Below are 13,206 nucleotides of genomic sequence, written 5' to 3' on the forward strand. Positions count from 1 at the left end.
GCGCCGTCCCGGCCAGCATGCTGGCGTCGGACGCGTCCTGCCTCACGGCCCGGCGGCGGTGGCTTTCGCCCGCGGTGCGCGCGCCGCCTCCGGCCGGAAGGGCGGGCGCCCGTCGAGGGCCAGTGCGGCCGCCGCTTCTTAAAATCCGCGCCTTTTTCTCCCCGGCAGCGCGCATGGACATCGTCGTCAACGAAGAACTCAAGGCCTACATCGATCCGCTCACCCCCGATGAATACGAGGCGCTCGAACGCAGCCTGCTGGCCGAAGGCTGCCGCGACGCGCTGGTGCTGTGGGGCGACGTGCTGGTCGACGGCCATAACCGCTACGGCATCTGCAAGAAGCACAACCTGCCGTTCCAGACGGTGCAGAACACGCGCTTCCAGTCGATGGAGGACGTGCACCTGTGGATGATCGACCAACACCTGGGCCGCCGCAGCCTGTCGGACTTCCAGCGCGGCGTGCTGGCGCTGCGCAAGCGCGAGATCGTGGCCGGCCGCCGCGCGCGACAGGCCCCGCCCGCCGAGTCGGCCGAAAGTGCGGCGCCACCGCCGGGCGAAGCGGCGCCGGTCCCGGCCGCCGCCCCTTCGGCCGAGGAGGCGCTGAGCACGCGCGAGGCCCTGGCCCGCGCCGCGCGGCTGCGCAGCAACCAGGTGCAGCTGATCGAGAAGATCCAGCAGAGCGCCACGCCCGAAGTGGTGGAAGCCGTGAAGGCCGGCACACTGTCGCTGAGCGCCGCGGCCGCCGTGGCCACGCTGCCGGCCGAAGAACAGGTGGCGGCCGCCACCGCCGGCAAGGACGAGCTCAAGCAGGCCGCCAAGCGCGTGCGCGAGGCCAAGCGCAAGCCGCCGCGCGACAAGCCGGAGGCCGCGGGCGATACCGACGCCGCGCCTGAAGGCGCCGCGGCGGGCGCGTCCTCGGCCGGCGAGGAGCTGATCGCCTTGCGCAAGCGCGTGGCCGAGCTGCAGGCCGAGAACACCCGGCTGAACCAGGAAGTGGCCACCTTGCGCAAGCAGGTCCTGAACCTGCTGGGCCCCGCCGCCGGGCCGGCGCCCCAGGTGCCTGCCGCCGCGCAGGCGGCTGCTGCGGCTGCGGACGAATCCGACCCACCGTTCTGACGGGCGCGCCTACGCCGGCGGACCCAGGGGCCGACGGGCTCCGGCGCATGGGCGCACGTGCGGCCCGGCCCTGTCGCGCATCGGCCGCGCGGCGAGTGCATCAGCGCATGCGCAGCAGCCGCAACCCGTTGGCCACCACCAGCAGGCTGGCACCCATGTCGGCGAACACGGCCATCCACATCGTCGCGCTGCCGAAGACCGCGAGCACGAAGAACACGGCCTTGATGCCCAGCGCCAGCGTGATGTTCTGCCACAGCAGCGCATGGGTGCGGCGCGACAGCTTCACGGTTTCGGCGATGCGGCCCAGGTCGTCGTTCATGATCACCACGTCGGCCGCCTCCATCGCGATGTCGGTGCCCACCGCGCCCATGGCGAAGCCGATGTCGGCCTGCGCGAGCGCGGGCGCGTCGTTGATGCCGTCGCCGGTCATGCCGGTGGCGCCGTGGCGCTGCTGCAGGTCGCGGATGGCCTGCAGCTTGTCTTCGGGCAGCAGGCCGCCGCGCGCGTCGGCGATGCCGGCTTCGCGCGCCACGGCCTGCGCGGTGGTCGGGTTGTCGCCGCTCAGCATGACGGGCGTGACACCGACGGCGATCAGGTCGGCGATGGCCTTGCGGGCGCCGGGCTTGACCGTGTCGGCCACCGCGAACAGGCCGCGCACGCCGCTTTCATCCATCAGCAGCGTGACGGTGCGGCCCTGCTGTTCATGCGCGGCCAGCGCGGCTTCCAGCGCGGGGCTGCACAGGCTGCGTTCCTCGGCCAGGCGATGGTTGCCCAGGGCCCAGGCCCGGCCGTTCACGCGGCCTTCGCTGCCCCGGCCCACGAGGGCGCGGAAGTCCTCCACCGGCTCGCCGGCGGCATCCAGCCCCTCGGCGATGGCGCGCGACACCGGATGGTCCGAGCGGCCGGCCAGGCTGGCGGCGATGCGTGCGACTTCGTCGCGGCCCGCGTCTTGCCAGACCTGCCAATCCACCAGCCGGGGTTGGCCTTCGGTGATGGTGCCCGTCTTGTCCAGCGCCACGGCGCGCAGGTGGCGCGCATTCTCCAGGTGCGTGCCGCCCTTGATGAGCACGCCTCGCCGCGCGGCGGCCGTGAGCCCGCTCACCACCGTGACCGGGGTGGAGATGACCAGCGCACAGGGGCAGGCGATGACCAGCAGCACCAGGGCCTTGTAGATCGCGTCGAGCCAGGTCCAGTCCAGCAGCAGCGGCGGCAGCAGCGCCACCAGCACGGCCAGCACGAACACGGTGGGTGTGTAGACGGCCGCGAAGCGCTCGACGAAGCGCTGCGTGGGCGCGCGCGTGGCCTGGGCCTGTTCCACCGCTTCGATGATGCGGTCCAGCGTGGTCTGGCCGGCGGCGGCCGTCACGCGCAACTGCAGCTCGCCGCCCTGGTTCACCGTCGCGGCAAACACCGGGTCGCCGGGCCCCTTGTCGACGGGAATGCTCTCGCCGGTCACGCTGGCCTGGTCGATGGCGCTGCGGCCTTCGGTGACGGTGCCGTCCAGCGGCACGCGCTCGCCGGGGCGCACGCGCACCACCGCGCCCACGGGCACGTCCTTGGCGCTCTGGCGCTGCCAGCGGCCGTCAGGGGCCTGCACCTCGGCCTCGTCGGGCGCCAGTGCCATCAGGCCCGCGATGGCGTTGCGGGCGCGGTCGGCGGCCTTGTGCTCGATCAGCTCGGCCAGCGCGTAGAGCGACATGACCATCGCGGCCTCGGGCCACTGGCCGATCAGGAAGGCGCCGGTCACGGCCACCGCCATCAGCGTGTCGATGCCCAGCTTGCCGCGCATCAGCGCGCGCAGGCCGCTGGCATAGATGCCCAGGCCCGACAGGCCGATGGCCAGCGCCGCGAGTGCCATGCCGGCGATGTGCCAGGCGCGCGTGTCGGGCAGCAGCAGGTGGCTCAGTTCGGCGGCCAGGGCCACCCCCAGGGCCGCGATGATGCGTGGCAGGCTGGGCAGCGGGCCGTGGTCGTGGCCGTCGTCGCTGCCCGCCGCGCCGTGCGCGTGGTCGTGCGCCGGGCCGGTGTCATGTGCATGCTCAGGGTCGTGGCTGTGCGGGGCCGAGGCACGCGCCGCGCTGGCGGAGGGCCGCAGCGAGAGCGGGGCGCCGCAGCCCCCGCCGCAGCACGAAGCGGCGGCATCGGCCGCGCTCCGGGAAGAGGGGGCGGAAGGGGGGCGGGAAGGGTTGTTGGCAGAAGTCATGGCACGCAAATCTCAAGCTGTGCCACGATTGGAAAGGTTGAAGTCACTCCAAGGTCAAGCCATGACGCTGCGTCCCCCCCATTCGCTCCAGGGTTACCGCATTGGTGAAGCTGCCGCGGCCAGCGGCGTGAGCGCGGCCAACATCCGCTATTACGAAAAGCAGGGCCTGATCGCGCCGCAGGGCCGGGCCGACAACGACTACCGCCTGTACAGCGCGGCCGATGTGCATGCGCTGCGCTTCATCCGCCTGTGCCGCGCGATGGACATGTCGCTCGACGAAGTGCGCACGCTGCTGGCACTGAACCTGGGCAGCCCCGCCGACTGCGGCACCGCGCGCGCCGCGCTGGACGCCCACCTCGGCCACGTGCGCGAGCGCCTGCGCGAGCTGCGTGCGCTGGAAAAGGACCTGGCGGCCCTGCGCGACAGCTGCGATGGCCAGGGTGCCCATTGCCGCATCATCGAGGCGCTGCATGCGCGCGCCGATGCGCAGCCCGCGACCGGCGAGCGCGGCTCGCCCGCGATGCGGCACGTGTGAGCGCGCGCCGTCGAGGCTCGGCTCAGTGCAGCGCCTCGGCCGGCAACAGCTTCTCGATGCGCGCGCGGATGGACGCGGCGCGTTCGGCGCCGGCTTCGCGCTCGATGTCCGCCAGCAGGGTGTCGGCCACCACCAGCATGGTCACGCCGTCGCGCGCCTCGCGCAGGGCCTCGCGCAGGCGTTCGGCCAGCGCCGGGTCGCGGCGCGCGAACATGCGCTCGCACAGGTCGAACAGGAACATGCGCGTGGTGGCGAGCGAGCGTTTGCCGTCGAAGTTGTCGGCCGCGTTGCCGGCCGCTTCATCCGCATGCGCCCCGGTTCGCGCAGGCGCCGCCACGGCCGGGGTCGCATCCCGGGTGCGGATGGGCTGCACGGGGGCACCGGCCGCGGGCGCAGCTCCCTCCGGCGCCGGCCCGGACCATCGCAGGTAGCCCTGCGCTTCGAGGTCCCGCGCCACGCGGCCGGCTTCTTCCACGCCACCGAAGATCGGGCCGAAGTCGGTCATGGAGTGGCGCCCATCCGCCATCAGCAGCAGCGCGCGCTCGCGCTGGCTCAGGCTGCGCCGGCCGGGGCGCAGCTCTTCACGGGCTTTGTCGGTCTTGAGCAGGAACATGGGCGGCGCGGGGTGGGAACGGAGGCAGGAGCCTCGCATGCCCGCGTGACAGGGCCGTGATGCCGGCATGCGAAGCGCCCGTGTTCAGGCGCCGCGCAGCGGGGCCCACCCGGCCCCCCGCGCCGTGCGCCGCCGACGTCGTTCAGCGCGCGTACACCAGGTCGCGCAGCCCCAGTGACAGGCCCGGCACATAGGTGATGATGAGCAGGCACCCCAGGATGACGAGCACGAAGGGGATCAGGTGCCCCACGATGCGGTCGAGCGAGATGCGCGCCACCGTGCAGGCCGCGAACAGGTTCACGCCGAAGGGCGGCGTGATCATGCCCAGCGCCAGGTTCACGACCATGATCAGCCCGAAGTGAACGGGGTCGATGCCGAAGTGCATGGCCACGGGCGCGAGGATGGGGGCGAGCACGATGATGGCCGCGCTGGTCTCGATGAACATGCCGATGATGAACAGCGCGGCGTTCACACCCAGCAGGAACATGGCGGGCGACTTGAGCACTTCCTGCAGCCACAGGCCGATGGCCTCGGGCACGCCCGCGCGCGTGATGAGGAAGGCGAACAGGCCGGCGTTGGCGATGATGAACATGATCACCGCCGAAGAGATCACCGACTTGCGCAGGATCAGGTACAGGTCGGACAGCCTGATCTCGCGGTAGATCACCACGCCCACCACGAGCGCATAGAACACCGCCACGGCCGAGGCTTCCGTCGGTGTGAAGATGCCGCCGTAGATGCCGCCCAGGATGATGACGGGCATCAGCAGCGCCCAGCCGGCCTGCCACAGCGCCTTGCCGAAGGGCATGCGTCCCTCGCCGTCGTTCTTGCCCCAGCCCTTCCACTTGCAGTAGATCCAGACGAAGAGCATCAGCGCCCCACTGATCAGCAGCCCCGGGCCGAAGCCGGCGATGAACAGTTCGCCGATCGACACTTCGGCGCTCACGCCGTAGAGGATCATCGGGATCGAGGGCGGAATGATCACGCCCAGTTCGGCGCTGGTGGCCTGCAGCGCGGCCGCGTAGGGCGTGGGGTAGCCGTGCTTGATCAGCGCCGGGATCAGGATCGCGCCGATGGCGAAGGTGGTGGCCACCGAGGAGCCCGACACCGCCGCGAAGATCATGCAGGTGAGCACGCAGGTCATGGGCAGGCCGCCTTGCACGCCGCCCACGATGCTCTTGGCGAACTCCACCAGCCGGCGCGAGATGCCGCCCGTCTCCATCAGGTTGCCGGCCAGGATGAAGAAGGGGATGGCCGCCAGCGGAAACTTGTTGATCGAATTGAACATCTCCTTGGCGGAGATGAGCATGGGCGCGCCCGACACCTGCATGCCCAGCACCGAGGCCAGGCCGATGGAGACGGCGACCGAGATCGACAGCGCGAAGCACAGCACCATCGTGATGACCATGATGGGCGTCATGCCGGCACCTCCGTCGTCGGGATTCTGGGGACGTTGTGGAAAGCGGCGTTGCTCATTGCGCGGTCGCCAATTCGAGCCGCTTGGGGTCGAGGTAGTTGCCCACGATGCCGAAGAGCGAGAACACGGCACCCACCGGCAGGGCCAGGTAGGCCCAGACCATGGAGATGCTCTCCAGCCCGGCCATGGTCTGCACGCGGCCGCGCATGGCGTAGTCGAAGCCCCACCAGAGGATCACCAGCATCAGCGCCAGCGCCGCCACGCTGACGGCGGCGTCCAGCAGGCGCTTGATCCTGGGCGGGCTCCAGCGGTAGAGCACGTCCACGCTCACCATGGCGCCCTGGCGGAAAGCCATGGGAATGCCCAGGAACACCATCCAGATCAGGCTCACGCGGATCAGGATCTCGCTCCATTCCGCCGGTTGCTCCAGCACGAAGCGCGTGATGATCTGGAACATGCCCAACGATGCCGCGATCACCAGCATCAGGCAGGCCAGGGCCATCGACAGCGCGGTGGTGCGCCGCTCGAGCCCAAGGAACTTGTCTTTCATCTCTGAGCAACTCTCACAGTCTCATTCAACAAAAAAGCCCGTCGGCGGCCAGCAGGCCATCCGATCAGGCTGGGCAAGCAAGGCGGCGGCGTGCTTCGGAGCGCGCGCCGCCCGATGCATCACTTGAAGTCGCGGATCTTGTCGAGGTTGGCCTTGCCGAACTCTTTTTCGAACTGCGCATTGACCGGGGCCAGCGCTGCGACGAACTTCGACTTGTCGACGTTGTCGATGACGGTCATGCCCTTGGCGCGCAGGTCGGCCACGCCCTTGGCGTCGTCCTCGTCCACGCGCGCGCGGTTGGCCTTGGCGGCTTCCTTGGCCGCCTCGAGGAAGGCCTGCTGGTCCGCCGGAGCCAGCTTGTCGAAGGTGCCCTTGTTCATCACCAGGATGCAGGGCGAATACACGTGGCCGGTCAGCGAGAGGTGCTTTTGCACCTGGTCGAACTTGGCCGAGATGATCACGGGCAGCGGGTTCTCCTGGCCGTCCACCGTGCCCTGCTGCAGGGCCGTGAACACTTCGGGGAAGGCCATGGGCGTGGTGATGATGCCGAAGCCCTTGTAGGCCGCGATGTGCACCGGGTTCTCCATGGTGCGCATCTTCAGGCCCTTGAGGTCGCCGGGCTCTTTCACGTCCCGCTTGCTGTTGGTCATGTGGCGAAAGCCGTTCTCGGCCCACACCAGGGCCTTGAAACCCTTGCTTTCGAACTTCTTGAGCAGGTCCTGGCCGATGGGGCCGTCGAGCACCGCGCGCGCATGGGCCTTGTCGCGGAACAGGAAGGGCACGTCCAGGATCTTGGTCTCGGGCACGAAGTTGGGCACCGGGCCGGTCGAGCTGAACGCCAGCTCCTGCGTGCCCAGCTGCACGGCTTCGATGGACTCGCGCTCGCCGCCCAGCGAGCCGTTGTAGAAGGTCTGGATCTTGTAGCGGCCGTTGGTGCGCTTCTCGACTTCCTTGGCGAAGGTGTCGATGGCCACGCCCTGGTGCGAGTTCTGCGCCACCGAAATACTGATCTTCATCGTGGTCTGCGCCATCGCGGCGCAGGCCATACCCAAGCCCAGAACCAGGCCGGCGGCCAGTCGGTTCAACTTCATGAAACGTCTCCTCGGTGGTGGGAACGCGGGGCCAGAACGGGCCGCGCAGAGCAAAGCGCCGACTATGCCTTCAGTTTTTGCTGCACTGCGTCGGGATTTTCACGGACGTAGTCGCGAATGATGCTGTCGAAATCGGCATCGGCCCGCAGCCCCAGTCGGGCCGCACGCTCGAATTCGAAGCGGCCGGGCCAGCTGACGACGATGCGCTGGATGGCCGGATCGGGCGTGCGGTCCAGCAGCGCCAGCGCCTCGGGGCCGGCCACGCGGCCCAGCGCGGCCGCCATCTCGCCCACCGTGGTGGCCAGGGAGGGCAGGTTCATCGCGGTGCGCGGGCCCCACTGGGCCTCGCTGGCTTCGGCCGCGCGCACGATGCCCTCGATGGTGCGCGCGGGCGAGGCCAGGGCCACCGGCGTGTCGTCGGGCACGGGGCAGGGCGCGCGCAGGCCGGCCAGCGGCTCGCGGATCATGCCGCTGAAAAAGCCCGAGGCCGCGCCGTTGGGCCTGCCCGGGCGCACGCTCACGGTCATCAGGCGCACGCTGCGCCCGCGCAAGAAGCCCTTGCGCGTGTAGTCGGCCACCAGCTGTTCGCCGATGAACTTCTGGATGCCGTAGCTGGTCTGCGGCGTGGGCAGCGTGTCGTCGCGGATCACGGGCGGTAGCGGCTGCGCGGGCGAGTCGCCAAAGACGGCGAGCGAGCTGGCGAACACCAGCACCGGGCGTGTGCCCAGCGCCCGCAGCTTTTCCAGCAGCGCATGTGTGGCCGCGAAGTTGCTGCGCATGCCCAGGTCGAAATCGGCTTCGCATTCGCCGCTCACGGCGGCGGCCAGGTGGAAGACGGCATCGGCTTCGGCCCAGAAGGCCGCGGCGCGGTCGGCGAGCTGGTCGTTCAGGTCGCCCACCGCGCTGCGCACGCGCGCGTCGGCCGCCAGGTCGGCAGGGGCCGCGGCGCGGTCCACGAGCGTGATGCGTTCGATGGGGCGCGCCGCGGCGCCGTCCAGCGCCAGCGTGCCCTGCGCGAGCAGCGTGCGCGCGAGGCGCGCGCCCAGAAATCCGGCGCCGCCGGTGATGACGATCTGCATGTCTTGGTGTCTCCTTGAGGCGCCGAGCATAAGGCAGCGCGCGGCGCGAATGCGGCGCCCGCAAACGCAGAAGGCGCCCGTAGGCGCCTTCTTTCAAGCCACGCGTCGCTCGCGCGTCACATGCCCACGTAGTTGGGCCCACCGCCCCCTTCGGGCGTGACCCACACGATGTTCTGCGTCGGGTCCTTGATGTCGCAGGTCTTGCAGTGCACGCAGTTCTGCGCGTTGATCTGCAGTCGCTCCTTGCCCGCGTTGGCTTCGTCGGGCACGAACTCGTACACGCCCGCCGGGCAGTAGCGCCCCTCGGGGCCGGCGTACTCGGGCAGGTTGATGCGCGTGGGCACCGTCGCGTCCTTGAGCGTCAGGTGCGCCGGCTGGTTCTCTTCGTGGTTAGTGTTGCTGATGAACACCGAGCTCAGGCGGTCGAAGGTCAGCTTGCCATCGGGCTTGGGGTAGGCGATCTTCTTGCACTGGCTGGCCGGCTTGAGGCGCTTGTGGTCGGCCTCGGTGCGGTGGATCGTCCACGGGATGTGCCCGCGCAGCACGAACTGCTCGATGCCGGTCATCAGCGTGCCCACCGTGAGGCCCTTCTTGAACCACTGCTTGAAGTTGCGCGCGCGGTACAGCTCGGTGTGCAGCCAGCTGTTCTCGAAGGCCTCGGGGTAGGCGCTCAGCTCGTCGTGCTGGCGGCCGGCCTGGATCGCCTCGAAGGCCGCCTCGGCGGCCAGCATGCCGGTCTTGATGGCCGCGTGGCTGCCCTTGATGCGGCTGGCGTTGAGGTAGCCGGCTTCGCAGCCGACCAGCGCGCCGCCCGGGAACACCGTCTTGGGCAGTGACAGCAGGCCGCCGGCCGTGATGGCGCGCGCGCCATAGCTCAGGCGCTTGGCGGGCTTGAGGCCCTTGTCCTGGCCCTCGAAGTACCAGCGGATGTTCGGATGCGTCTTGAAGCGCTGGAACTCCTCGAACGGGCTCATGTGCGGGTTCTGGTAGTCCAGGCCCACCACGTAGCCCACGATCACTTGGTTGTTCTCGGCGTGGTACAGGAAGGAGCCGCCATAGGTGTCGTTCGGCAGTGGCCAGCCGGCCGTGTGGATGGCCAGGCCCGGCTCGTGGCGGGCCGGGTCGATCTCCCACAGCTCCTTGATGCCGATGCCGTAGCTTTGCGGGTCGCTGTTGGCGTCGAGCTTGAAGTGGCTGATGAGCTGGCGGCCCAGGTGGCCGCGCGCGCCTTCGGCGAACACGGTGTACTTGGCATGCAGCTCCATGCCGAGCTGGAAGTTCTCGGTCGGCTCGCCGTCCTTGCCGATGCCCATGTTGCCCGTGGCCACGCCCTTGACCGAGCCGTCTTCGTTGTAGAGCACTTCGGCGGCCGCGAAGCCGGGGAAGATCTCCACGCCCAGCTCCTCGGCCTGTGCGGCCAGCCAGCGCACCACGTTGCCCAGGCTGACGATGTAGTTGCCCTCGTTGTGGAAGTTGGGCGGCAGGAAGGCATTGGGCACGCGCGTGGCGCCCGTTTCGCTCAGCAGCAGGAAGGTGTCGCCCGTCACCGGCTGGTTCAGCGGCGCGCCCTTGGCTTTCCAGTCGGGGATCAGCTCGGTCAGCGCGCGCGGGTCCATGATGGCGCCCGACAGGATGTGGGCGCCGGGCTCGGAGCCTTTCTCGAGCACCACGACCGAGATCTCCTGGTCGTACTGCGCGGCCAGCTGCTTGAGGCGGATGGCCGTCGAGAGTCCGGCGGGGCCGCCACCGACGACCACCACGTCGTACTCCATGGCTTCGCGGGGACCGAACTGGGCGAGGATTTCGTCTGGGGTCATCGGGGTGTTCTGAAAGGGCAAAAAGAAAGGCGCGCCGGCCTGTGGGGCCGAGGCGGCTGCTTCGGGCGCAACCCTTGATTCTATGCACGCCATCTTCGGCGCCTGAAGGTCGCGCAGGTGACTGTGCAGGCACCGCGCCAGGACCGAAGCTGCACCGGTCGCGCCCCCGCGCCTGTCGGACGGCGCGCCCATCTCACCCCCCCAGAGGACGCCCAGCCGCCATGAAGATCGAGATTCCCGCGCACAAGAAACTGGTCTACGAGATGACCATCCCGATCCGCTGGGGCGACATGGACGCGATGGGCCACCTGAACAACGGCAGCTATTTCCGCTACATGGAGACGGCGCGCATCGACTGGATGCACGCGATCGGCTTCGAGCCGGACCCGGGCGGCGAGGGCATGGTGATCGTCAATGCCTTTTGCAACTTCTACCGCCAGATCGAGTACCCGGGCCAGGTGCTGGCGCGCATGTACGTGAGCGATCCGGGCCGCACCACCTTCGAGAGCTGGTGCACCATGGCGCGCACCGACGCGCCCGACGTGATCTGTGCCGCGGGCGGCGCGACCACCATCTGGGTGGACTTTCCGAAGCAGAAAGCCAAGGATCTGCCGGACTGGCTGCGCGAGATCGTGACGGTGTGAAGGCGCGCGTTCAGGCGCCGTCGCCCGGCGCTGCGGCCGCGGGCTGCAGCGCGATGCGCGCCTCGAAGCCCGTGGCCGCACCCGCAGGTGGCGAAGCCAGCCGCAGTTGGCCGCCGTGCTGCTGCACGATGGTGCCCACGATGGACAGGCCCAGCCCGTAGCCGGCCTGGTCGGCGCTGTGGCGCACGTGGCGCTCGCGCAGCGTGGCCAGGGCCTGCGCCGACACGCCGGGCCCGAAATCGCGCACCACCAGCGTGGCCGGCGCCTGCACCGCCAGCTCGATGCGCGAGGGGCCGGCATAGCGCAGTGCGTTCTCGATCAGGTTGCGCAGCGCGATGGCCAGCGCGTCCAGGTCGCCCAGCGCCCAGGGCCGTTCCTGCGCGGGCAGTTGCAGGTCGAGCCGGGCCGCGACGCGCGCGTCGAGCCAGAAGTCCTCGGCCACGCTCGCCGCCAGGCGTGCCAGGTCCACCGGGCCGCGCGCCAGCGCCGCGCCCGATTCGGCGCGCGACAGCTGCAGCAGCTTCTCGGTGCGGTGGCTCAGGGTCTGCAGCGCCTCGCGCGCGGCCTCGACCTCGGCGCGGTCCAGGCCGTGCTCCAGCGCCGTCTGCAGCCGCAGGCGCACCGCCGCCAGCGGCGTGCGCAATTCGTGCGCCGCATTGGCGGCCAGCGCGCGTTCCACCTGCAGCGCATGCGCCAGGCGCACCAGCAGGCGGTTCACGTCGTCGCCCATGTGGCGCAGCTCCTCGGGCAGGCCGTCCAGCGCCAGCGCGCTCAGGTCGCTGCCGCTGCGCCGGTTGATCTGCGCGGCCAGCACGCCCAGGGCCTGCAGCTCGCGCCGCGCGATCTGGCGCAGGCCCAGCGCCAGCAGCGGCAGCACCGCCACCAGCGCGGCGATCAGCACGGTGAGCGTGCGCATCACGGCGTCAAGGCGCTCCTGCAGCGGATCGGCCACCTGCAGGTACAGCGGGCGCCGGGGGTGGCGCACCGTGTAGATGCGCCATTCGCCGCTGTCGGCGAAGCCCGGCGCCAGCGGCACGTCGAAGGTCACGCCCGCGGCATGCGCGGTGCGCAGCAGCACGCGCCCGCCTTCGTCCACCAGCTGATAGAGCACCTCGTCCTGCTCGAAGAGCGGCGCCGCGGCGATGAGCGGCGGCGTCGGCGTGCCGGCCGTCGCCTCCGCGCCGCCCGCGGACTGCGACAGGCCCTCATAGTCCCGCAACGCGATGTCGAACATGCGGTGCGCCACCTCGACCAGCTCGTTGTCGAAGTTGACGTCGATCTCGCGGTCCACGTACCAGGCCACCGCCAGCACGCAGAGCAGCCACACCCCGCCCACCCACAGGATCAGCGTGCGCGCGAGGCGGCCGGCCAGGGTGCGCGGCGGGTTCATGCGAGCGCGGGCAACGGTGCCATCAGGCGGCGTCCCCGTCGTCGGCCGGCACCAGCCGGTAGCCCAGGCCGCGCAGGGTCTGGATGCGCTCGCGCCCCAGCTTGCGGCGCAGGCGGCTGATGAAGACCTCCAGCGTGTTGCTGTCGGTCTCTTCGTCGAAGCCGTAGAGCGCGTCCTGCAGCGCCTCGCGCGTGTGGATGCGAGACGGGCGGCTGGCCATCACGCGCAGCAGCGCCCATTCCTTGGCCGTGAGCAGCACCGGCAGCCCGCGCAGGCGCACGCTGTCGCTGCCCAGGTCGATCTCCAGCGCGCCCAGCTTCAGCACGGCCGACTGGCTGGTGCTGCGCCGGCGCTCCACGGCGCGCAGCCGGGCCAGCAGCTCGGCCGGGTCATAAGGCTTGACCAGGTAATCGTCGGCGCCCGCGTCCAGCCCGCGGATGCGGTCGCTGACCTGGTCGCGCGCCGTGAGCACGATGACGATGGGCGGCTCGGGCAGGCGGCGCAGCGCGGGCAGCAGGGCCAGGCCGTCGCCATCGCCCAGGTGCAGGTCCAGCAGCACGGCCGCGTACTGCGCCGCCGCCACCGCGGCGCGCGCCTCGGCCAGGCTGGCGGCGGCATCGACCACGAAGCTCTTGGCCCGCAGGTAGCTGCACACGGCCGCCGACAGGGCGGTGTCGTCTTCGACCAGGAGGATGCGCACGTTCGGCAAAGGCGGGTGGAAAGGCCCGCAGTCTAGGCCGGGCCGGGTTCAG

General features: G+C 70.4%; 12 protein-coding genes. 3 read left to right on the forward strand and 9 right to left on the reverse strand.

Annotated features, from left to right (window positions below):
• Nucleotides 1-173 precede the first annotated feature (173 nt).
• Nucleotides 174-1,115 carry a plasmid replication/partition related protein gene (locus LG388_RS05150; protein ID WP_225781738.1) on the forward strand — a complete coding sequence of 314 codons (942 nt, stop codon included), beginning with the start codon at nucleotides 174-176 and terminating at the stop codon, nucleotides 1,113-1,115.
• A gap of 100 nt (nucleotides 1,116-1,215) precedes the next feature.
• On the opposite strand, the gene LG388_RS05155 is transcribed toward LG388_RS05150, so the two are convergent.
• Entirely contained in the window at nucleotides 1,216-3,318 is a 2,103-nt protein-coding gene (locus LG388_RS05155) for a cation-translocating P-type ATPase (RefSeq protein ID WP_225781739.1), read from the reverse strand.
• Between the two features lie 61 nt (nucleotides 3,319-3,379).
• On the opposite strand from LG388_RS05155, the gene LG388_RS05160 reads away from it, so the two are divergent.
• Complete coding sequence (locus tag LG388_RS05160; protein WP_225781740.1) at nucleotides 3,380-3,853, forward strand: MerR family transcriptional regulator; 474 nt, start codon at nucleotides 3,380-3,382, stop codon at nucleotides 3,851-3,853.
• 22 nt (nucleotides 3,854-3,875) lie between these two features.
• Here the strand turns inward: LG388_RS05160 and LG388_RS05165 are convergent, their stop codons facing one another.
• From LG388_RS05165 to LG388_RS05190, 6 genes are all read right to left on the reverse strand, one after another.
• Complete coding sequence (locus tag LG388_RS05165; protein WP_225781741.1) at nucleotides 3,876-4,466, reverse strand: hypothetical protein; 591 nt, start codon at nucleotides 4,464-4,466, stop codon at nucleotides 3,876-3,878.
• 142 nt (nucleotides 4,467-4,608) lie between these two features.
• Nucleotides 4,609-5,886: a TRAP transporter large permease gene (locus LG388_RS05170; protein WP_225781742.1), complete on the reverse strand. Its 1,278-nt coding sequence runs from the start codon at nucleotides 5,884-5,886 to the stop codon at nucleotides 4,609-4,611.
• Nucleotides 5,887-5,938: 52 nt separating this feature from the next.
• Entirely contained in the window at nucleotides 5,939-6,433 is a 495-nt protein-coding gene (locus LG388_RS05175; protein ID WP_225781743.1) for a TRAP transporter small permease, read from the reverse strand.
• Between the two features lie 119 nt (nucleotides 6,434-6,552).
• On the reverse strand, nucleotides 6,553-7,524 hold the full coding sequence (locus LG388_RS05180) for a TRAP transporter substrate-binding protein (protein ID WP_225781744.1): 972 nt from the start codon (nucleotides 7,522-7,524) through the stop codon (nucleotides 6,553-6,555).
• Between the two features lie 62 nt (nucleotides 7,525-7,586).
• Nucleotides 7,587-8,603: a D-erythronate dehydrogenase gene (gene denD / locus LG388_RS05185; RefSeq protein WP_225781745.1), complete on the reverse strand. Its 1,017-nt coding sequence runs from the start codon at nucleotides 8,601-8,603 to the stop codon at nucleotides 7,587-7,589.
• A 116-nt stretch (nucleotides 8,604-8,719) separates the two neighbouring features.
• Nucleotides 8,720-10,420, reverse strand: coding sequence for an electron transfer flavoprotein-ubiquinone oxidoreductase (locus tag LG388_RS05190; protein ID WP_225781746.1), 1,701 nt, complete (start codon nucleotides 10,418-10,420; stop codon nucleotides 8,720-8,722).
• A 221-nt stretch (nucleotides 10,421-10,641) separates the two neighbouring features.
• On the opposite strand from LG388_RS05190, the gene LG388_RS05195 reads away from it, so the two are divergent.
• Nucleotides 10,642-11,064 carry a thioesterase family protein gene (locus tag LG388_RS05195; RefSeq protein WP_225781747.1) on the forward strand — a complete coding sequence of 141 codons (423 nt, stop codon included), beginning with the start codon at nucleotides 10,642-10,644 and terminating at the stop codon, nucleotides 11,062-11,064.
• A 10-nt stretch (nucleotides 11,065-11,074) separates the two neighbouring features.
• Here the strand turns inward: LG388_RS05195 and LG388_RS05200 are convergent, their stop codons facing one another.
• Nucleotides 11,075-12,454: a HAMP domain-containing sensor histidine kinase gene (locus LG388_RS05200; protein WP_225781748.1), complete on the reverse strand. Its 1,380-nt coding sequence runs from the start codon at nucleotides 12,452-12,454 to the stop codon at nucleotides 11,075-11,077.
• A 22-nt stretch (nucleotides 12,455-12,476) separates the two neighbouring features.
• The gene (locus tag LG388_RS05205) at nucleotides 12,477-13,154 is read right to left on the reverse strand and encodes a response regulator transcription factor (RefSeq protein ID WP_225781749.1); all 678 of its coding nucleotides are present in this window, start codon (nucleotides 13,152-13,154) and stop codon (nucleotides 12,477-12,479) included.
• Nucleotides 13,155-13,206: the final 52 nt, after the last annotated feature.

It is taken from the genome of Xenophilus sp. Marseille-Q4582 (assembly GCF_916700565.1).
In the GTDB taxonomy this organism is placed as follows: Bacteria; Pseudomonadota; Gammaproteobacteria; order Burkholderiales; family Burkholderiaceae_C; genus Xenophilus.